At 74.1% G+C, this 19,106-nt stretch carries 15 protein-coding genes; 10 read left to right on the top strand and 5 right to left on the bottom strand.

Features of this window, described 5'->3' with window-relative positions:
• Window positions 1-45 precede the first annotated feature (45 nt).
• The 3 genes from rpmB (at window position 46) to ACN6LB_RS23880 (ending at window position 1,260) form a co-directional block, all read left to right on the top strand.
• The gene (gene rpmB, locus ACN6LB_RS23890; protein ID WP_445027703.1) at window positions 46-282 is read left to right on the top strand and encodes a 50S ribosomal protein L28; all 237 of its coding nucleotides are present in this window, start codon (window positions 46-48) and stop codon (window positions 280-282) included.
• The gene (gene rpsN, locus ACN6LB_RS23885) at window positions 282-587 is read left to right on the top strand and encodes a 30S ribosomal protein S14 (protein WP_445027702.1); all 306 of its coding nucleotides are present in this window, start codon (window positions 282-284) and stop codon (window positions 585-587) included. Before rpmB ends, rpsN begins: the two co-directional genes overlap by 1 nt.
• Before the next feature lie 127 nt (window positions 588-714).
• Window positions 715-1,260 (top strand): hypothetical protein, encoded by a 546-nt coding sequence (locus tag ACN6LB_RS23880; RefSeq protein ID WP_445027701.1) that lies wholly within the window; start codon window positions 715-717, stop codon window positions 1,258-1,260.
• Here the strand turns inward: ACN6LB_RS23880 and ACN6LB_RS23875 are convergent.
• Window positions 1,238-3,490 (bottom strand): FUSC family protein, encoded by a 2,253-nt coding sequence (locus ACN6LB_RS23875; protein ID WP_445027700.1) that lies wholly within the window; start codon window positions 3,488-3,490, stop codon window positions 1,238-1,240. The genes ACN6LB_RS23880 and ACN6LB_RS23875 overlap by 23 nt on opposite strands.
• A gap of 150 nt (window positions 3,491-3,640) precedes the next feature.
• Between ACN6LB_RS23875 and ACN6LB_RS23870 the strand changes: the two genes are divergently transcribed.
• Entirely contained in the window at window positions 3,641-4,201 is a 561-nt protein-coding gene (locus tag ACN6LB_RS23870) for a DUF4232 domain-containing protein (protein WP_445027699.1), read from the top strand.
• Window positions 4,202-4,214: 13 nt separating this feature from the next.
• On the opposite strand, the gene ACN6LB_RS23865 is transcribed toward ACN6LB_RS23870, so the two are convergent.
• Entirely contained in the window at window positions 4,215-5,330 is a 1,116-nt protein-coding gene (locus ACN6LB_RS23865; protein ID WP_445027698.1) for a DUF2786 domain-containing protein, read from the bottom strand.
• A 113-nt stretch (window positions 5,331-5,443) separates the two neighbouring features.
• Here ACN6LB_RS23865 and ACN6LB_RS23860 point away from each other — a divergent pair, with 113 nt between their 5' ends.
• The 5 genes from ACN6LB_RS23860 (at window position 5,444) to ACN6LB_RS23840 (ending at window position 11,884) form a co-directional block, all read left to right on the top strand.
• Window positions 5,444-6,193 carry an ABC transporter ATP-binding protein gene (locus tag ACN6LB_RS23860; protein ID WP_445027697.1) on the top strand — a complete coding sequence of 250 codons (750 nt, stop codon included), beginning with the start codon at window positions 5,444-5,446 and terminating at the stop codon, window positions 6,191-6,193.
• On the top strand, window positions 6,187-8,313 hold the full coding sequence (locus ACN6LB_RS23855) for an FtsX-like permease family protein (RefSeq protein ID WP_445027696.1): 2,127 nt from the start codon (window positions 6,187-6,189) through the stop codon (window positions 8,311-8,313). The genes ACN6LB_RS23860 and ACN6LB_RS23855 overlap by 7 nt, the downstream gene beginning before the upstream one ends.
• A gap of 344 nt (window positions 8,314-8,657) precedes the next feature.
• Entirely contained in the window at window positions 8,658-9,284 is a 627-nt protein-coding gene (locus ACN6LB_RS23850; protein ID WP_356139658.1) for a LysE family translocator, read from the top strand.
• A gap of 73 nt (window positions 9,285-9,357) precedes the next feature.
• Window positions 9,358-10,095 carry a Clp protease N-terminal domain-containing protein gene (locus ACN6LB_RS23845; RefSeq protein WP_445027695.1) on the top strand — a complete coding sequence of 246 codons (738 nt, stop codon included), beginning with the start codon at window positions 9,358-9,360 and terminating at the stop codon, window positions 10,093-10,095.
• 73 nt (window positions 10,096-10,168) lie between these two features.
• The gene (locus ACN6LB_RS23840) at window positions 10,169-11,884 is read left to right on the top strand and encodes a bifunctional 3'-5' exonuclease/DNA polymerase (protein WP_445027694.1); all 1,716 of its coding nucleotides are present in this window, start codon (window positions 10,169-10,171) and stop codon (window positions 11,882-11,884) included.
• Here ACN6LB_RS23840 and ACN6LB_RS23835 read toward each other — a convergent pair whose 3' ends face one another.
• From ACN6LB_RS23835 to ACN6LB_RS23825, 3 genes are all read right to left on the bottom strand, one after another.
• The gene (locus ACN6LB_RS23835) at window positions 11,885-14,986 is read right to left on the bottom strand and encodes a BTAD domain-containing putative transcriptional regulator (RefSeq protein ID WP_445027726.1); all 3,102 of its coding nucleotides are present in this window, start codon (window positions 14,984-14,986) and stop codon (window positions 11,885-11,887) included. It lies immediately after the preceding gene.
• A gap of 365 nt (window positions 14,987-15,351) precedes the next feature.
• Entirely contained in the window at window positions 15,352-16,260 is a 909-nt protein-coding gene (locus tag ACN6LB_RS23830) for a glycosyltransferase family 2 protein (RefSeq protein ID WP_356139661.1), read from the bottom strand.
• Between the two features lie 55 nt (window positions 16,261-16,315).
• Window positions 16,316-16,753, bottom strand: coding sequence for a DUF3052 domain-containing protein (locus ACN6LB_RS23825; RefSeq protein WP_356139662.1), 438 nt, complete (start codon window positions 16,751-16,753; stop codon window positions 16,316-16,318).
• Between the two features lie 212 nt (window positions 16,754-16,965).
• Here ACN6LB_RS23825 and ACN6LB_RS23820 point away from each other — a divergent pair, with 212 nt between their 5' ends.
• Window positions 16,966-19,077, top strand: a complete 2,112-nt coding sequence (locus ACN6LB_RS23820; protein ID WP_445027725.1) for a molybdopterin cofactor-binding domain-containing protein — start codon at window positions 16,966-16,968, stop codon at window positions 19,075-19,077.
• Window positions 19,078-19,106 lie beyond the last annotated feature (29 nt).

The raw sequence follows: 19,106 nt of genomic DNA, 5'->3' as shown, positions 1-19,106 counted from the left end.
ATTACCAACCACGGTCGGAACGGCGACCGAGAGAGGTGCGTCACCTTGTCCGCGCACTGCATGCTGACCGGCGCCCGGCCGGGCTTCGGCAACTCCATCTCCCACTCCCACCGGCGCACCTCCCGCCGCTTCGACCCGAACGTCCAGCGCAAGCGCTACTGGCTGCCGAGCGAGGGCCGGCACGTACGGCTGCGGCTGAGCACGAAGGGGATCAAGACCGTCGACACGATCGGCGTCGAGGCCGCCGTGACCCGGATCCGTGCCCGGGGAGTGAAGATCTGATGGCCAAGAAGAGCAAGATCGCGAAGAACGAACGGCGTCAGGAGACCGTCGCGCGGTACGCGGCGCGACGGGCCGAGCTGAAGGAGATCATCCGCCGCCCGCCGTCGGGCGAGGCCGAACGGGCCGCCGCCCGGCGGGAACTGGCCCGGCAGCCACGCGACGCCAGCGCCACCCGCGTACGCAACCGGGACAGCGTCGACGGCCGCCCGCGCGGCTACCTGCGCACCTTCGGGCTGTCCCGGGTGAACCTGCGGCAGCAGGCGCACGCCGGGTTCCTGCCGGGCGTGCGCAAGTCGTCCTGGTAGTCCCCCGGGCCGGGCCGGGGTCCTGACCGGCGGTCCTGACCGGCGGGGCTCATCGGTTGTCCTGGTAGCTTGCTGCGGTCGTTCCGGTGACGGGACGGCCTCAGCAGCCACACCTTGGGGGCTTCCAGTGACTTCGGCTTCGGCTTCGGCGACCTTCTCGTCCGGCTCGCGCCGCCGTACGGCCCGTATCGCGCTCGCGGCCGCCGGTGTGGTGGCCGCGCTCGTGCTGACCGGGTGCAGCAGCGACGGCGACAGCGGCGGGGACGGTGACTCCGGGAACACGTCCGCCACTCCCACCGCGACGGAGACCGCCGCCACCGGGGGCGGCTCCGGCTCCGGGGAGACCTCCGGCGCCAAGGGCACGCTGGAGGGCAGCTGGCTGGCCACCACCGACGGCAAGGCCGTCGCGCTGATGGTCACCGGCAAGAAGGCCGCCGTCTTCACCACCGGCGGCACGGTGTGCAGCGGCACCGCCGGCAAGGAGTCGGGCATGCAGATGATCCGCCTCAAGTGCGCCGACGGCAGCGACGATCGCGCCACCGGCATGGTCGACTCCGTGAGCGCCACGACCCTCAAGATCACGTGGTCGGGCGGCGCAGGCAAGGAGACGTACACCAAGTCCGAGACCGGGACGCTGCCGACCGGCCTGCCTACGGCGAGTCTCGGCTCCTGAGTTCCCCGGTTCCGTCCACCGTCATCGGGGGTACGGCGGTGTCCAGCGCCTCGGAGAGCTCGACCAGGGACTCCAGCAGCAGGCCCGCGCCCCGGCGGACGACCGCGTCGGGGACGGCCTCGGCGCCGTCCCAGGCCTCCAGGGCGGCACGTACGGCGTCCCAGCGCGGGACACGGCGCTCGCGTACCGCCTTCGCGCCCTGCTCGGTGGCCGTGCGCAGGGCCTCGGCGAAGCGGGCCGCCGCCGGAACGGGCGTCGCGTCCCGGTCCGGGAGGTGGGCCTCCATCAGCATCGCGACCCGGCCCAGCTGTGCGAGGGCGTCCTCGACGTCGTCCGCGACCGTCCGGGACAGGCCCCGGTGGCGTACCGGCTCGTCCTTCGCCCGGGCCACCGCCGTGTGCCAGGCCGCGCGGGCGCCGCGCGCGGCGAGGAGGGCCTCGCGGACCTCCGGGGCGGTTCTGCCGGCGGGGTCGGCATAGTGGGTGACGACCGTCGCCGCGTAACGGCCCTGCGTGGTCAGCCAGTCCGCGAGGCGGGAACGTAGCCGTGGGGTCTCCCAGGCCGGGTACACGGCGTACGCCAGCATCGCCAGGAGCCCGCCGATCAGGGTGAGGACCACCCGTTCCGGAACCGTCTGCGTCCACTGCTCGCCGCCCATGCCGAGCAGGAAGACGACGTACGCCGCCACGCAGGCCTGGGCCGCCATCTGGCCGGTGCGCATCAGGAGGTACATCAGGGCCGCGCTGAGCACGGCGAGGGTGCCGGAGAGATACGTGCCCGGGGTCGCGACGCGCACGATGCCGGTGGCCAGGGCCACGCCCACGAGGGTGCCGCCGAAGCGGGCGACGGCGCGGCTGTAGGTCTGGGAGAAGTCGGGGCGCATGACCATGACCGAGGTCAGCGGGGCCCAGTAGCCGTGGCCCAGGGGGAGGGCGGTGCCGATCACGTAGCCCGCGGCGGCCACGGCGGCGACCCGGGTCGCGTGGCGGGTGATCTGGGAACCCTTGTGCAGCTCCTTGCGCATGGCGCGGAGGGCCACGGGGATCAGGCCCAGGAGGGTGGGGCGGCTGAGGGGGGTCGGGGTGGGCTGTGGGGTGGGCGTGGGCTGTGGGTTTTCGCCCCCTCCGCCCCTTCCCGTCCCGTCCTCCTGGGGGCTTCGCCCCCTCTCCCCCCTGTCGCGCTTCGCGCTCGTCCTCAAACGCCGGACGGGCTGAAATGACCCCACGTGCCGGACGGGCTGGGAATCGTCCCCTCCTGCCGTCTCCAGTACGTCCTCAAGGAGCCTGCCCAGGCGAATCGCCGCCCGGTGCGGTGGGCCCGTCAGGATCGTGCCCGTGTCCGGGGTTCTGAAGGCGGCCACCGCTCCGGGCGGGAGGGTGACCGGGGCGCCGTGGCGGATGGCTCGGGCGGCGGCGTCGAGGAGGGTGGCCGCGGCGGAGAGGAGTTCGCGGACCCGGTCGCGGGCCGGGCCTTCCTCGGGGACGCCCATCGCGGGGTCGGCGAGGGAGGCGAGGACGGGCCGGATGCGTTCGGCGAGGCCTCGGGCTCCGTGCAGTTCGGAGGGGCGGGTGCGGGCCTGGCGCGGGGTGAGGGCGGCCGCGTTGCGGGCCTCCATCAGCGGGAGCGGGTCGAAGGAGGCGACCGGGTCGTGGCGCAGCCGGCGCGCGTAGTCGGCCTCGGCGGCCAGGGCGTCGGCGAGGGCGTCGCGGTGGGCACCCCAGCGCCGTACCGGGAAGAGGACGATCAGCGCCGCCTGCACCAGACCGCCCACGATCATCATGGCGCCGTGGCCCGCCGCCTCGGCGACGGAGGTCGGCAGGGTGACCGTCACCAGCATGATCGCGACGTTGGACGAGGCGATCAGGCCGATCGTGGGGCCCGCGGCCCAGCTCATCCCGGCCAGGAACGTCCACGCCACCAGCAGGGCCAGGAACAGGACGAAGTGGGAGATCGTGACGTAGCCGAGGAACGTGGAGACGGCGAGGCTGGTGCCGGAGGCGAGGGCGAGTTCCGGGCGGGGCCGCCAACTGCGCTGGAACGTGGCGATCGCCGCCTGGAACGCGCCGAACGCCGAGCTCGCGGCGGCTCCCGGCCCGAAGGCCCACAGGCTCAGGCCGATGACGAGGGCGAGGCCTGCCGCGCCGCGCACCGCGATCAGCGGTTCGAGACGTTTCCGCTCGACCGTCAGACCCGAGCGCGTGGTCTCCCTCAGCGCCCGGAGCCAGCTCATCCGGCCAGCGTAGGGTCTGTGTCACGGGTGCCACGGGAGGTTCGGTCGCGGTCGTGGGTCCGGCGCGAACGGAACGGGCGGGGCGCGTGAACGGGTGCCGCACGCGTGCGTGATGATCGGTGCGTATCGCCGAACCTCACGGGGGATCCCATGCGCGTCGTTCCCATCGCCGTCACCGCACTCGCGGTGGCCTTCGCCCTGACCGCCTGCGACGACAGCGGCGGTGACGGAGGTGGCGACAAGACCGCCACGAGCACAGCTGGCGCGGGAAGCACGGCGGGCTCGAAGTCCGGCACCGGCTGCCGTCTCGACGGGGTCGGCGTGCAGGTCGGCCCCGCCAGCGAGGCGCCGGCCGCCGGGGACACCGGCATCGTCCCGGTCACCCTCACCAACCGCGGCGCCACGTGCACCCTGCAGGACTTCCCCGGCATCGAGCTGACCACCGGCGACGCGTCCTACGACGTCGCCGGGGACAAGCGGGCGAAGCCGCTGAAGCTGACCCTGAAGAAGGGCGAGACGGCGACCTTCACCGTCACGTACGTGCGCGGCGCCTCGGGCGGCAAGAACAGCGCCGCGGTGACGGACATGAACATCAGCCTGCCGGGCAGCGACGCCCAGGCCGGCTACTCGTGGAAGTACGGCGACGTCTCGCTCAAGTCCGGCGGGAAGCCCGACGCCTCCGTGAGCTCCTTCCAGCAGGCCGGCGACTGACCCACCGCGCGGGTCATCGCAGCGGCGGGCGCGCCCTGACCTGGGCGCGGTCCGCCGCGGCGGCGCCCTGTTCCCATCCGGCCGCGTCCGTGACCCCGCGCAGGCGGGTGGTGACGGTGTCCGGGAACATCTGCTCCATGTGGTCCGCGACCGCCACGTCACGGGCCGCGAGGACCGGCAGCAACTCGCCCCCGGACACATCCACCTGGCCCTCGGCGACCGCCGCGAGCCGGTCCCCGATACGGTGCGCGTACGCGGCCAGGAACGACTGCCGGAAGGTCTTCGTACGCTTGCGGCCGCCCGCCCGCTGCTGCGCCTCCGCCTTCGTCATCGCGGCCGTGGCCTGCACGAGCAGCGAGGTGTAAAGCAGTTCCACGGCCTCCAGGTCGGGTTCGAAGCCGACGACGGTCGAGAAGCCGAGCGCCTCGTTCCACACCGCCCGGCAGCGGTTCGCGCCGGCCACCGCGTCCAGCAGCACCGCCTTCGCCGTCTCGTACGGCGCGTCGATGCCGATGCGGCAGGCGCCGGGCGCGTCCTTCGCGTGTGTGCGGGCGGCGAGCAGCGCCTCGTCGATCGAGTGCCGCGCCATCAGCTCCTGCGCCTTGGCACTCAGCGCCTCCGCCTCCTCCGGGAACCCGGTCGCCTCCGCCTTGGCGAGCAGCGCGCGGATCCGGCCGAGCATGCGGGAGTCCTTGTGCGGCTCCTGGGGGGCCTTCCCCGGTACGTCCACGGGCTCGATGGAGGGGAGGCGGAGCAGCAGGCGGTAGAGCTCCAGGACGGCGGTGGCGTAGGAGAAGCGGTCGGTGCGCGGGGGCTCGGCGTCCAGCTCCGCGAGCTGGACCGCCCAGCGCGGGCCGCGCGGCCCGTCGTCCTTCGCCTGCGCCACGACCAGGGCCGACGCCAGCTGTACGTGGATGTCCGCCAGCTCGCGCCGCACGATCCGTACGACGTCGGCGGGCTGCCAGCCGCGCCGCCAGGCCCCGGCGACGAACTCCTCGCCTCGGCGGGCGAGTTCGGCGTCGGCCGAGGAGTCGGCGGCGAGCAGCGAGGCGCCCGTGTCGAGGGCCGCGTCGGAGTCGGCGTAGAGAGCGGCCTCGAAGGCGCGCTCGACGGTGCTGGGCGTACTCATTCCCCGATCGTGCCACGCGCCCTGGCGGGGCTCGCGCGGGTAGGGCCTGCCCTACCACCGGGACGCCCTCTGGTGGTCGTGTGCGGGCGGCCGCCGGACGGTTCGCTGGGGACATGACCACCACCACGGCCGTTGCGGCCGTTTCAGCCGCCGTACGCATCCGGTCCCTGCGCCGCCATTACGGTGCCGTCGCCGCCCTCGACGGCGTCGACCTGGACTTCGCCGCCGGGACCTTCACCGCCGTGATGGGGCCGTCGGGGTCGGGGAAGTCGACCCTGCTGCAGTGCGCGGCAGGGCTCGATCGGCCGAGTTCGGGGACCGTGGCCGTGGACGGGGTCGAGCTGGCCGGGCTGGGCGAGCGGCGGCTGACCCTGCTGCGGCGGGAGCGGATCGGGTTCGTGTTCCAGTCCTTCAACCTGCTGCCGTCACTGACCGCCGCCCAGAACGTGGCCCTGCCACTGCGGCTCGCCGGACGCCGTCCGTCCCGCGGGCAGCTGCGCGAGGCGCTGGCCCGCGTGGGTCTCGCCGACCGCGCCGGGCACCGGCCCTCGCAGCTGTCGGGCGGACAACAGCAGCGAGTGGCCCTCGCCCGAGCCCTGATCACCCGCCCGGCCGTGCTCTTCGGCGACGAGCCCACGGGGGCGCTGGACACCACGACGGGCCGCGAAGTCCTGCTCCTGCTGCGCGAGTTGGTGGACCGGGAAGGACAGACGACGGTCATGGTCACCCACGACCCGGTGGCCGCCTCGTACGCGGACCGTGTGGTCTTCCTGGTCGACGGCCGGGTCAACGGGGAACTGACGGCACCGTCCGCGGAGCGCGTCGCGGCGCGCATGACGGCGCTGGAGCGTGTGCCGTGCTGATCCTCTACTCCCTGCGGGCGCGCTGGGCCTCTCTGCTCGGGGCGTTCGTGGCCGTCGGGCTCGGGGTCGCCGTGATGGCGGCGATGGGGCTCGGGCTGGCCGCCGCCCTCGATCCGCCCGTGCGCGAGCCGCAGCGGTTCGCCTCCTCGCCGGTCGTGGTGGCGGGGCGGGACACGCTCACGGTGGAGGTACGGCGGGGGCCGGGCACCGCGCACGTGTCGAAGAAGCTGGACCGCCCACACCCTGTGGACAGCCAACTCGTACGGGAGCTCCGGAAGTTGGGCCCGGTACGGCTGGACGGCCCGCGGCGGGACGCGGTCGGCGTCGACGCGTCCGCCGCGGCCGTGCGCGAGGTCGTCGGTGACCGCGCCCGTGTCCTCACCGGCGCGGACCGTCGGCTCGTCGACCCGGCGACCGAGCGGGACGCCGAGGCGCTCGTCGGGGTCGATGCGCTGCTGGGCACGGCCGCCGGGGTGTCGGCGTTCGTGTCGGTGTTCGTGACGGCGTCGACGTTCGCCTTCGTGGTGGCGTTGCGGCGGCGGGAGTTCGGGCTCCTGCGGATGGCGGGGGCGACGCCCGGGCAGGTGCGCCGGCTCTTGCTCGGGGAGGCCCTGGCGGTGGGGGTCGTGGCCTCGGCGGCGGGGTGCGCCGCGGGGGGCCGGGGGGCGCCCTGGCTCGGGCGCGTGCTGGTCGACGGCGGGGTGGCGCCGACGTGGTTCGCCGTGAGCGGGGCGGCGGCCTGGCCGTACCAAGTCGCTTTCTGGACAGGCGTGTCGGTGGCGTTCACCGGAGCGTTTGCGGCCTCGCGGCGGGCGGGGCGGATCGGTCCCGTGGAGGCGCTGCGCGAGGCGTCCGTCGACACGGACGTGATGCCGTGGTCGCGGCGCGCGATCGGCTGCGCCCTTCTTGCGGGCGGACTCGGGCTGCTGGCCTGGAAGTTGGGGTCGCAGCCCGCCGACCTGCTGAAGCGGAAGACGTACACGACCCAGCCGATGCTCCTGGTGACGGCCGTTGCCGCGCTCGCTCCGGTCCTGGTCCGTCCCGTCGTACGCCTGGTGCGGCTGCCGGGTGCGAGCGGGCTGCTGGTCCGTGCGAACGCGTCCGCCTCGGTACGGCGTACGGCCGCCGTGGCCGCTCCCGCCCTCGTGGTCGTCGCGCTGGCGGGCTCGCTGCTCGGCTCGGCGGCGACCGTGGCGGGGGCGAAGGCGACGGAGGCACGTGAGCAGACGCGCAGTCAGTTCGTCGTCACCGGGGACGCGTTGGGGGTGCCGCGGGTGAGCGGGGCCACGGTGTCCGCGACCGCGTCCACCGCCGTCTTCGTACGGGAGGAGGGGACCGCGCTCATCCGGTCCGACGCGCGGGCGGTACGTGACGTGGGGGCGTTCGCCGCCGTGTCCCGGCTTCCGGTGGTCGCGGGCGACGTACGCGATCTCGACGACCGCTCGATCGTCGTGAACGAGGAGTGGGAGGCACACACGGTCGGCTCCTGGGTCGACGTATGGCTCGGCGACGGGCGGCCCGCGCGGCTGCGGATCGCGGCGGTGCTGGGGCGCGGTACGGGCGACAACGGAGCGTATGTCACCGCCGCGAACGGCGCCGGGGCCGGGGTCGACCGGCTGGAGGTGCGGGTCGCTCCCGGGACGGACCGGGCCGGCGTCGCTGCTGCCCTGCGTACGTCCGGCGGAACGGTCCGGACCACGTCCGCGTGGCTGGCCGCCACCCGGCCGGGCACCGGTCCCCAGACCCGCCTTGGGCTCTTCGTGGTGCTCGGCATCGCGCTCGTGTACGCCGGGATCTCCCTCGCCGGAACGCTGTTGATGGCCACGACGGCGCGGGGGTCCGAACTGCGCTCGCTGCGGCTGGCGGGGGCCACGCGGGGGCAGGTGCTGCGGGTGGTGGCCGGGGAGGCGGTGCTGGGGGTCTGCGTCGGGGCGGGGCTCGGGGGCGTGGTCACCGGGGTGAACCTCGCGGGGGTGGCGGCGGCGCTTGGGCGGTTGTCGGCACCGGTGAGGGTGGTGGTGCCGTGGGAGGTGGTGGGTGGGTGCGTGGGGGTGTGTGTGGTGATCGGGGCGGGGGCTTCGGGGGTGGGGGCTTGGGGGCGGGGGCGGGGGCGGGGGTGAGGCGGGTCCGTGCCGGTGGGTGGGTCGGGTTCGTGCGGGTGTGTTGGGGGGTCGGGTCCGTACGTACGCGACCGCGGGTGAAGCTGGGGGCGGCTGCCCACCCGGCAGCGGCGGTGCGTGTGACGCCGGGTGGTCGGCGGAGCCGCGTCACTGCGGGCAATCGTGCCGCCAGGGGCGGCACGGGTGGGCGCAGCGGCGCCCCGTGAACGCCGGGCTGCGTGACCCACCCCCGCTCAGCACCAGCACCGGGGTGGGCTGTCGATGGGTGGGGTGAGGCGGCTGAAGGCGTCTCACGCTGTGGAATTGGGTCGCCGGGGAGGGCGGTCGCGTCGAGCATGGCGGCCATGGTCGACACATCCCTGTACGCAGCGTTTCTCGTCGCCGGCTTTGCGCTCTGTGTCACGCCGGGCCCCGACATGATGTTCATCGTGGCGATGGGCGGGCGGGGAGGGCCCGGGGCGGGGGTCATGGCCGCACTGGGCGTGGCCTCCGCGATGCTGGTGCACGCGGTGGCCGCGATGCTCGGACTGTCGGCGCTCTTCACGACGTTGCCGACGCTCTATCACGTGCTGCGCTGGGTGGGCGCCGCGTACCTCCTCTACCTCGCGGTGAAGGCGTTCCGGGATCGTGCGGTGCCCGTCGAGGCGGGCGGGGAGGCCGGGCCGGGGCGGTGGCGGGCGTTCTGGCAGGGGGCCGTCACCAATCTGCTCAACCCCAAGGTGATCCTCTTCAACATCGCGTTCCTGCCCCAGTTCGTGAACCCCGAACTGGGGCATGTGGCCGGGCAGTTCATGATCCTCGGCGTCACCATGGTGGTGATGGGCTTCGCGGTCGACGGGTCGATCGGGCTGCTCTCCGGGCGGCTGTCGGCGCTGCTGCGGCGCAGTCGGCGGGTGGCCAGGGGCCTGAACCTCTTCAGCGGGACCGTGTTCACGGGGCTGGCCGTGCGCCTGGCGGCCTCGCCCCAGTAGCAGCAGAAGAAGAGAGAACGGATGATGTCAACTTCGGGTTGACACCCCATGAGTGTCAACCTAACGTTGACACATGACCTCGAACTCAGCCGGCACGGCACGCGTACGCCTCGACGACCTCATCGAAGCCATCAAGACAGTGCACACCGACGCGCTCGACCAGCTCCAGGACGCGGTGATCGCCGCCGACCACCTGGGCGACGTGGCCGACCACCTGATCGGCCACTTCGTGGACCAGGCCCGGCGTTCGGGCGCGTCCTGGACGGACATCGGCAAGAGCATGGGCGTCACCCGGCAGGCCGCCCAGAAGCGCTTCGTCCCGAAGGCGGAGTCGGACCTCGACCCCAGCCAGGGCTTCGGCCGCTACACCCCGCGCGCCCGCCAGGCCGTCATGGCCGCGCACAACGAGGCGAAGGCCGCCCGCAACGCCGAGGGCCTGCCCGAGCACCTCGTGCTCGGGCTCCTCGCCGTCCCCGAGGCGCTCGCCGCGAAGGCGATCGTCGCGCAGGACGTCACCCTGGACGCCGTACGCGAGGCCGCGACCGCAGCGCTCCCCCCGGCTGCCGACGAGGCCCCCGAACTCGTCCCGTACGGTCCCGCCGCCAAGAAGGCCCTGGAGCTCACCTTCCGCGAGGCGCTGCGCCTCGGCCACAACTACATCGGCACCGAGCACATCCTGCTGGCCCTGCTGGAGCTCGAGAACGGCGAGGGCGTACTGAGCGGCCTCGGCATCGACAAGTCCACGGCGGAGGCCGGGGTCGTGGAGATGCTGAAGGCCGTGGTGGCCGCGGGGAAGACCGAGGAGGTCTAAGAAGGAGGGCAGGAAGGGGGCCTCGGCCTCCGGTTGCGGGGCGTTGTCAGACCCCCCTGCGAGACTCGGAACCATGACCGAGCGCTGGGCTCTCGCCCCGGCCGAGGACGGTGGTGCGCAGGTCGCCCCCCTCGGCCTCGGCGGGCTGCCCGCCGGGCCGGTCCTGCGGGAAGCCGACCTCGCCGAGGCCGTACGGTCCCGGCCCGAGGTGACCCGGTGGGTCTGGCGGTCGACGGCCGAGGTCTATCCGCGGCTGCTCGCCGCGGGCGTGCGCGTCGAGCGGTGCTACGACATGGAGGACGCCGAGACCCTGCTGCTCGGCCACGAGGGGCGGCTCGGCGAACCCCGCTCCGCGGCCGCCGCCCTCGCCCGGCTGCGCGGCGGCCCCGTACCGCCCGACCCGCCCCAGCGCTCCGCCGAACCCGGCTCCCAGTCGTCCCTGTTCGAGCCGCGCCCCGTCCACGTACCCCTGGAAGATCTCCTGGAGGTGTACGCGGACCAGCAGCGCCGGCACGACGCCACCGCGCACCCCGAGCGCATGCGGCTGCTGACCGCCTCCGAGTCGGCGGGGATGCTTCTCGCCGCCGAGATGAACCGGTCGGGGCTGCCCTGGAGCGCGGACGTGCACCGCGAGGTGCTGCACGAACTGCTCGGCGAGCGGTACGCGGGCGGCGAGCCCCGGCGGCTGGCCGAGCTCGCCGACGAGGTGTCGCAGGCGTTCGGCCGCCGGGTCCGCCCCGACCTCCCCGCCGACGTCATAAAAGCCTTCACCCAGGCCGGGATACGGATCAAGTCCACCCGGAGATGGGAGATCGAGACCCTCGACCACCCCGCCGTGAAGCCCCTGATCGAGTACAAGAAGCTGTACCGGATCTGGGTCGCCCACGGGTGGTCGTGGCTCCAGGACTGGGTGCGCGACGGACGCTTCCGGCCGGAGTACCTCGCGGGCGGGACGGTCACCGGGCGATGGGTGACCAACGGTGGCGGTGCGCTGCAGATCCCGAAGGTGATCCGGCGCGCGGTGGTCGCCGACCCCGGCTGGCGGCTCGTGGTGGCCGACGCCGACCAGATGGAGCCGCGCGTGCTGGCCGCGATCTCGCGCGACCCCGGCCTGATGGAGGTCGCGGGCCGCGAAAGCGACCTGTACCAGTCCGTCTCGGACAAGGCGTTCTCCGGCGACCGCGCGCAGGCCAAGCTCGCCGTGCTCGGCGCGGTGTACGGACAGACCTCCGGGGACGGGCTGAAGAACCTGGCCGCGCTGCGCCGCCGCTTCCCCAGGGCCGTCGCCTACGTCGACGACGCGGCCCGCGCCGGTGAGGAGGGCCGTCTCGTGCGGACCTGGCTCGGGCGTACGTGTCCACCGGCGGCCGGTGCGTCCGACGCCGCCGGGGAGGAGGCGGGCATCCCGCAGGACGACCCCCTCGACGGCACCGAAACCGGCACCGGATCCGGGACCGGCGACGACCAGGGGTGGGTGCCCGGGTACGCCTCGTCGAACACCCGTGCCCGCGGCCGTTTCGCCCGGAATTTCGTCGTCCAGGGCAGCGCCGCCGACTGGGCGCTGCTCGTGCTCGCCGCGCTCCGGCGCACCTGCGCGGGCCTCGAAGCGGAGCTGGTCTTCTTCCAGCACGACGAGGTGATCGTGCACTGTCCGGCCGAGGAGGCGGAGACCGTCGTCGCCGCGATCCGCGACGCCGCGGACCTGGCGGGCCGGCTGACGTTCGGCGAGACACCGGTCCGGTTCCCGTTCACGACCGCGGTGGTGGAGTGCTACGCGGACGCCAAGTGACTACTTCTCCGGTGTCCCCGCCAGCAGTTCCCGCAGCTCCCCCAGCACCGAGCTGTCCGTACCGTCCAGTGCGGCGAGGGCCGACTCCCACAGCCCGTACGCCTCCTTCGTCCGGCCCTCCGCGTGCAGCAGCAGCCCCCGCTGGTGGCGGGCGAGGCCCGCGGTGTAGCGGTCGGCGCGCTGGTTCGCACGGCACAGCAGCAGGTCGCATTCGCGGGCGGCCTGCTCGCGTTGCCCCACGCCGGACAGGGCCCGCACCAGCCCGAGCCGGGTCTGCGTCTCGCCGTGCCAGTCGCCGTGGGCGCCGAGGATGCGCAGGCTCTCCTCGAAGTGCGGTACGGCGGCGACCGGTTCGCCGAGGGTGAGGTGGGCGTAGCCGATGTTGCAGTGGGCGGAGTGCCGGATGATCACGTCGTCCAGCCGTTCGCCGAGCGCGAGGCTCCGCTTGTGGTGGTCGATGGCGACCCGCGGGTCGGTGTGCTCGTACAGGTTGCCGAGATGGCTGTAGGTGATGGCCTCGGTGTGCGGGTCGCCCAGCGTCCGGGAGAGTTCGAGGCTCTGCAGCAGCGCCTCGCTGGACTCGGCGTGGCGGCCGAGGCCTTCGAGGAGCATGCCCCGGTTGTTGAGCCCCCTGCGCACCCAGGACAGGACGCCGAGCCGCTGCCAGATGTGCAGTGCCTCGTCATTGAGCACGAGTGCCTCGCCCGCGCGGCCGGTCATGAAGTGCATCCCGGCCAGGTCGCCCAGCGCGTACGCCTCGGCGGCGGCGTCCCCGAGCCGACGTGCCGCCCCGAGCGCGGCCCGTGTGAGCAGCTCCGTCTCGGCGACACGGCCCCGGCGCTGGAGGTAGGGGCCGAGCAGGCGCACCAGGAGGGGCACATAGGCGGACGAGTCCGCGTACCGCTCGACCAGCGCCACCACGTTCTCCAGCTCCGTGTCGCCCCAGGCGAAGGCCTCCTCGGCGGAGGCGAACGGCGGGGCGGCCGCGACGTCCGCCGCGTGCGCCGACGGCTGGGTGGTGGTCGGGCGGCTGCGGTCCTCGCGGTCGAGGCCCGGTTCGACGATCGCCACGAGCGCGCGTGCGGCGACACCGGTGTACCAGCGCAGGGCCTGCTCGGCGACGCACCCGCCCTCGCCTTGGGCCGGGGTCTCCTGACCGGCTTCCGCCGGGTTCGCGGCGCCCTCCGCCTCTGTGCTCCCCGCGATCTCCCGGGCGAAGTCGCGGACGAGGTCGTGGGGTGCGTAGCGGCCGTATGCCGTCTCCTCCAGGAGGGCGACGTCGACGAGGCGGTCGAGGGCGGCCTCGGCGCGGCGTTCGCCGGTGCCGGTGAGGCGGGCGAGGAGGGGCGCCCCGTACGCGGGGAGGTCGAGCGTGCCGATCCGGCGCAGGGCGAGCGCTGCGTCCCGGTCGGCCTCGCGCTCGGAGGCGTGCAACGCGTCGTGCGCGACGGCGAGGGATCTGCGCACGCTCAGGTCGTCGTATTCGAGGTGGTGCAACCGGCCTTCCGTGGCGGTCAGTTGACCGGCGAGGACGTCCGGTGTGAGTGCCTGGCGGGCGGCCAGCCGGGCCGCGACGACCCGCAGGGCGAGCGGCAGCCGTCCCGTCAGTTCGACGAGGGGGTGGGTGCCGTCGAGGCCTTCACGGCGCCCGGAGACCGCGCGCAGCAGCGCCGCGCTGTCCTCGTCCGACAGCGGAGCGAGCGGGAAGCGGTGGGCGCCGTCCAGGGCGGTGAGCGGCGAGCGGCTCGTGACGATCACCGCGCACCCGGCGCCCGCGGGCAGCAGTGGCCGCACCTGCGCGGCGTTCGCGGCGTCGTCGAGGACCATCAGAGTGCGGGTGGGCGCGAGCATGGAGCGGAGCAACGCGGCCGCGGCGTCCGGGTGTTCGGGGATGCCGCGCGGCTCGGCACCGAGGTCGCGCAGCAGCGCGGCGAGCGCCTGGCCGGGGGTGAGCGGGGTCATGCCGGGCGTGGCGCCGTGCAGGTTGACGTACAGCTGGCCGTCGTCGAAGCGTTCCCTCAGCCCGTGGGCGACATGCAGGGCCAGCGCGCTCTTGCCGACGCCGGCCATGCCGCTGAGGACAGCCACGGCCGGGGCGGACGTCGCCGTCGACACCAGCCGTCGCAGTTCCTCGCGCAGGTCGTCCCGGCCGGTGAAGTGGGCAGGTGGCGGCGGGAGTTGGGCGGGCCGGGGCGAGCGCTCGGGAGGAGTGCGCTGCCGGTGTCCGCGGCCTTCGGCGGCGGCGCCCCCCAGCTCCCCGGGTGCGGCCTGCCGCGCGTACTCCCCGCTGTCCTCCTCCTCGCCCGCCCGGAGGATCTCCAGATGTGCTTCGCGCACGGCGGGCCCGGGTTCGACGCCGAGTTCGTCGACGAGACGGGCCCGCAGATCGCGGTGGACGGCGAGGGCCTCGGCCTGGCGGCCGGTGCGGTGCAGGACGAGCATCAGCAGCCGGTGGAAGGACTCGCGGAGCGGATACTCGGCGACCAGGGCGGCCAACCCGGGTGCCAGAGCGGCCAGTCGACCGGCGCCGACGGAGGGTTCGGCCGCCTCGCCCGCGGCGGCCGCCGCCCCGGCGAGGTGCAGTTCGGCGTCGTAGCGCCACTCCAGCAGGAGCAGCCGCGCCTCCTCCAGGCGCTGGACGAGGGCGAGTCCGCCGCGCTCGGCCGGGACGCCGCTGAGCGGCGCTCCGCGCCACAGGGCGAGCGCCGCCGTGGACGCGCGCAGCGTCCGCTCCCGGTCGCGGTCGGCGTGCGCGGCGCGTGCGGTCATGACGTGGCGCTCGAAGACGCGGACGTCCAACTCGCCCTCGTCGACCCGCAGGAGGTACCCCGGCGGCACCGCCCGCAGCCGCTCCGTGCCGTCCTCGCCGAGCAGCCGTCGCAGCCGGGTCACGTGGTTGTGCAGGGAGGCCTGTGCGGAGGCGGGCGGGGTGCCGCCCCACAGGGCGTCCTTGAGCGCGTCGACGGAGACGACGCGGCCGGGCTCCAGGAGCAGCGCGACGCACAGGGCGCGCACCTTGGCGCTGCGGATTGGCCGGATCTCGCCGTCGGCGTCGTACAGAACCGGCGGACCCAGCAGCCCGAACCGCAGCTCGTTCCGCATCGTGCCGCCCACTGCCTTTCCGCTCTTCGCGCGACCATCGGACGCCGACCGGGTGCCGCCGTTCGGCACCTTCACGCCGCATTTCGGCGGTTTTCTGCCGCCGGGCTCGCGACTCCTCGCGAAACCGTTGGCCTCATGTTAGCGATCCGTTGGTGTGGCCTGATGTGATCACTTCATCGGATCTGGCCCGACGGTGCGCGCGTATGACGCGTAACTCGGGGGAGTGTCGCCGCCGCGGCCGGATCCGGGGACGCAAGAGGGCCCCGGTCGTCGGAGGTGAACGACCGGGGCCCTTGTCCGTCCCTACGTCCCCGAGCGGCCCCCGCGGACGTGTCTCCACGGGCGGCGGCCAAAACCGGTGGGGATCAGATCACCGGCGGACGCCCCAGCCGGGTCAGCCGCCACACCGTGCGCCAGCGCATCGGACGCCGCTCCCCGCCCGAGGTGCGCAGCCCTTCCACGAACCCGCCGAACCAGGCGCGCAGCCCGCCGACGGACCGTGTCCGCAGCAGGGTCAGGGCGATCCAGACCGCCAGGTGCACCGGGATCAGCGGCAGCGGCAGCCGGCGGCGGACCAGCCAGACGCGGTTGCGTGCGGTCACCCGGTAGTAGATGGCGTGCCGGGCGGGCGAGGTCTTGGGGTGCTGGAGGAGCAGCTCGGGCGCGTAGAGGACGGTCCAGCCGGCGTCGGCGGCGCGCCAGGCCATGTCCGTCTCCTCGTGCGCGAAGAAGAACTCGGCGGGCCAGTCCCCGATTTCGGCGAGCATCGGCAGCGAGAAGGCGTGGCCGCCGCCGAGGAAGCCGGTCACGGGGCCGCCGCGCATCGGGTCCTTGGCGCCCACCCGGGGCACGTGCCGGCGCTGTGTCTCGCCGCTCTCGTCGGCGATCCGGAAGCCGACGATGCCGAGCCGCGGGTCCCCGGCGAACAGGTCCCGCACCCGCCGCAGCACATCGGCGTCGACGAGCAGCCCGTCGTCGTCCAGTTCGACGACGACGTCGACGTCCCCGAACTCGCGCAGCCGCCGCAGGGCGACGTTGCGTCCGCCCGGGCAGCCGAGGTTCTCGTCGACCTCGATGGTGGTGACCTCGCCGGGCAGGCCGAGCCGGTCGGCGAAGTCGGGCAGCGGGCAGCCGTTCCCGATGATCACGATCCGGGCGGGGGCGACGTCCTGCTTGGCCACGGAGGTGAGCAGCGCGTCCACCTCGGCGGGCCGGTTCCCCATGGTCACCACGGCTACGGCGACCCTCGGCTCCGCCTGCGACACAACGCCCACCCCATTCCGGCCAACAACTGTGCCCGCGATGCTAGCCGTTCACCATGTGGGCGCCTCACGTACGCCGGTTCTCCCTCCGTCGTACGAACTTCAGGCCCGACCAGTCCTCCCCCAGCGCGGCCACCTTCACGTCGACGACGCCGAGCGGCAGGAACAGGTCCCGCAGGTCGTTCTCGGCGATGTCGCTGACGTGTCCGGCCGCCTTGCGGGGCCAGGCGATCCAGAGCACGGCCCGGTCGTCGAGCCCCTCGACCAGGGCGGGGGCCTCGGCGGCCAGCGCCTCCCGCTCGCGGTAGAAGGCCACGGTGACGTCTTCGCCCCGCGGCCCCGAGCCGGTGACCTCGCAGCCCTCCGGCAGCCCCGGGATGTCCCAGCGGGGCGGGGCGTGCAGGAGGCCGACGCGGTGGCCGGGCTTGATGCCGATCTTCTTCGCGAGGGGCGTTGCGGAGTACCCGCCGCCGCCCGCTCCTCTGGCTGTGTCGACTCCGCTCATGGCCTCATCCTGACCCCGCTCTCCCCCGCCCGCCTCTCCCGTGGCGCACGCACCCGCCCCGGACACGCAACCCAGCCCGCGCACCAGCCGTCTCACGAGCCGACCGGAGCACCAGAACACCCGTTCCCAGCCGAAGGGCGCGTCCGTTGAGCGACAACGACGACAAGGACGACATCGACATCGAGGGCCAGGGACTCTCCCGCAGGAGGGTCATGGTGTACGCGCTGGCGGCGACCACTCTGACGCTGGCCACCCCGGCGACGGCGGACGCGCTGCCCACGGACGCACTGCCCCAAGCGGCGGAAACTCCAGCGGCGAGCAGCGGTTCCTCCGGCGTGATCGTCGCGAACCGGGGCCGGGAGATGCTGGGCCTGGAGGTCACCGAGGCGAACAAGGTCGTCGTACGGCTGCCGCGGGCCGAGGTCGGGCAGGGCATCACGACCGCGGTCGCCATGATGATCGCCGAGGAGCTGGACGCCCGGCTGGCCGACGTCGAGATCCCGCTCGCCGACGCCGACCCGCGCCTGGAGAACCAGTTCACCGGCGGTTCGAGCTCGGTCAGTTCGCTGTACGACCCGGCCCGCAGGCTGGCCGCCACCGCACGCGCCCGGCTCGTCACGGCGGCGGCCCGGGAGTGGAAGGTGCCTGCGCGGACGCTGCGCACCCACGACACGACGGTGGTCGCCCCGGACGGCCGTACGGCCACCTTCGGGTCGCTGTCCGCGGCCGCCGCCCGCCTCCGCCACGCGGACGTGCCCGCCTGGCCGAAGCCGGCGAGCAGGCACACGGTGATCGGACACCCGACGACCCGGATCGACGCCCGGGACATCGTCACCGGCAAGGCGACGTACGCCGGTGACCTGCACGTCGCCGGAGCACTGCCGACCGTGGTGGCCCGTCCGCCGACGCTCGGCGGCAAGGTCTCCGCCCTCGACGCGGCGGCCGCCCGGGCGCTGCCCGGCGTCCGCGCGGTGGTGCGGGTTCCCGGAGGCGTGGCCGTGGTGGCGGAGTCCTTCCACCACGCCTTCCGGGCCAGGGACGCGCTGCGGATCACCTGGACGCCGGGCCCGCTCGCCGCCCTGTCGGACACCGCGATCCGCTCCAGGCTGCGGGCCGCCGTGCCGGATCTCGCCGCCCCGCCGCACGGTTCGCGGCAGGTGCAGGGCGAGTTCGAGTTCGCGTTCGTCAGCCATGCGCCGATGGAGGTGCTCACCGCGATCGCCGATGTCCGCGAACACCGGGCCGAGCTGTGGTTCTCCTCGCAGAGCCCCGGGTACGCGCAGGCGGAGATCGCGGCGACGGTCGGGCTGCCGGAGTCCGCGGTCAAGGTCCATGTGGTGCGCGGCGGCGGCTCGTTCGGGCGGCGGCTGAACCACGACGCCGCGCTCGAGGCCGCCCTCATATCGAAGAAGGCGCACCTCCCGGTCAAGCTGATGTGGAGCCGCAACGACGACATGCGGCACGGCCGGATGCGCCCGGCGAGCCACCACCTCATCCGGGCCAGCCACAAGGACGGCCGGGTGGTGGCGTTCGCCCACCACATGGCGTCGGTGAACGAGTCGGCCGGCGGCGGGGTCGCAACGACAGCCCGCCAACACCCCCGAGCCCCCAGGCCCGGCGCGGCCGCCCCGTTGCCGAGCAACGAGGGCCTCTACAACTTCGGCTCCGTCAAAGGCGACTGGGGCGGCATCGAGCTGGCGATGCCCCTCGGGGCCTGGCGTTCGGTGGACTCCGGTACGTCACGGACGGCGGAGGAGATCGTCGTCGACGAGGTCGCGCGCATCCTGCGCAGGGACCCGGTCGCGTTCCGCCGTACGACGCTGCGCAGCAAGTCCGTCAGGGCGGTACTGGACAAGGTCGCCGCGGCGGGCCGCTGGGGCCGGGCGCTGCCCGCCGGGCACGGCCAGGGGGTCGCCGTGCACGAGGAGTACGGCTCCTGTGTGGCCGCGCTGGCCGAGATCGACGCGAGCGATCCGGCCCACCCCCGGGTGACGAGGGTGGTGATGGCGGCGGACGTCGGCACGGTCGTCAATCCGCGCGGCCTCGATGCCCAGCTCATGGGCGCGGCGATCGACGGCATCTCCACGATCCTGCGGGCGGGCCTGCACATCGACCGGGGTGCCGTTCGCGAGGGCAGCTTCTCCGACTTCCACTACGCGCGCCAGCGGCACAGCCCCTGGCACTTCGAGGCGCACCTCATGCCGTCCACCGAGGAGCCGGGCGGAGCAGGCGAGTTGGGCGTTCCCGCGGCGGCGGGCGCGGTCGCCAACGCCTACGCGCGGGCGACCGGAAAGAGTCCGCGCCGCTTCCCGCTCACGTTCTGACGCCTCCCGCTTCCCCGCTCTTCCTACCC

The organism is Streptomyces sp. SAS_270 (genome assembly GCF_052543295.1).
This window is presented reverse-complemented; position numbering and strand designations above follow the sequence as displayed.

Excerpts from the sequence above, each read along its gene's own strand:
- ACN6LB_RS23865 (WP_445027698.1), bottom strand. The coding sequence starts at position 5,330 with ATGAGTACGCCCAGCACCGTCGAGCGCGCCTTCGAGGCCGCTCTCTAC.
- ACN6LB_RS23840 (WP_445027694.1), top strand. The coding sequence starts at position 10,169 with ATGACCGAGCGCTGGGCTCTCGCCCCGGCCGAGGACGGTGGTGCGCAG.
- ACN6LB_RS23850 (WP_356139658.1), top strand. The coding sequence starts at position 8,658 with ATGGTCGACACATCCCTGTACGCAGCGTTTCTCGTCGCCGGCTTTGCG.
- ACN6LB_RS23875 (WP_445027700.1), bottom strand. The coding sequence starts at position 3,490 with ATGAGCTGGCTCCGGGCGCTGAGGGAGACCACGCGCTCGGGTCTGACG.
- rpsN (WP_445027702.1), top strand. The coding sequence starts at position 282 with ATGGCCAAGAAGAGCAAGATCGCGAAGAACGAACGGCGTCAGGAGACC.
- ACN6LB_RS23825 (WP_356139662.1), bottom strand. The coding sequence starts at position 16,753 with ATGAGCGGAGTCGACACAGCCAGAGGAGCGGGCGGCGGCGGGTACTCC.
- ACN6LB_RS23860 (WP_445027697.1), top strand. The coding sequence starts at position 5,444 with ATGACCACCACCACGGCCGTTGCGGCCGTTTCAGCCGCCGTACGCATC.
- ACN6LB_RS23870 (WP_445027699.1), top strand. The coding sequence starts at position 3,641 with ATGCGCGTCGTTCCCATCGCCGTCACCGCACTCGCGGTGGCCTTCGCC.
- ACN6LB_RS23835 (WP_445027726.1), bottom strand. The coding sequence starts at position 14,986 with ATGCGGAACGAGCTGCGGTTCGGGCTGCTGGGTCCGCCGGTTCTGTAC.
- ACN6LB_RS23845 (WP_445027695.1), top strand. The coding sequence starts at position 9,358 with ATGACCTCGAACTCAGCCGGCACGGCACGCGTACGCCTCGACGACCTC.
- ACN6LB_RS23820 (WP_445027725.1), top strand. The coding sequence starts at position 16,966 with ATGGTGTACGCGCTGGCGGCGACCACTCTGACGCTGGCCACCCCGGCG.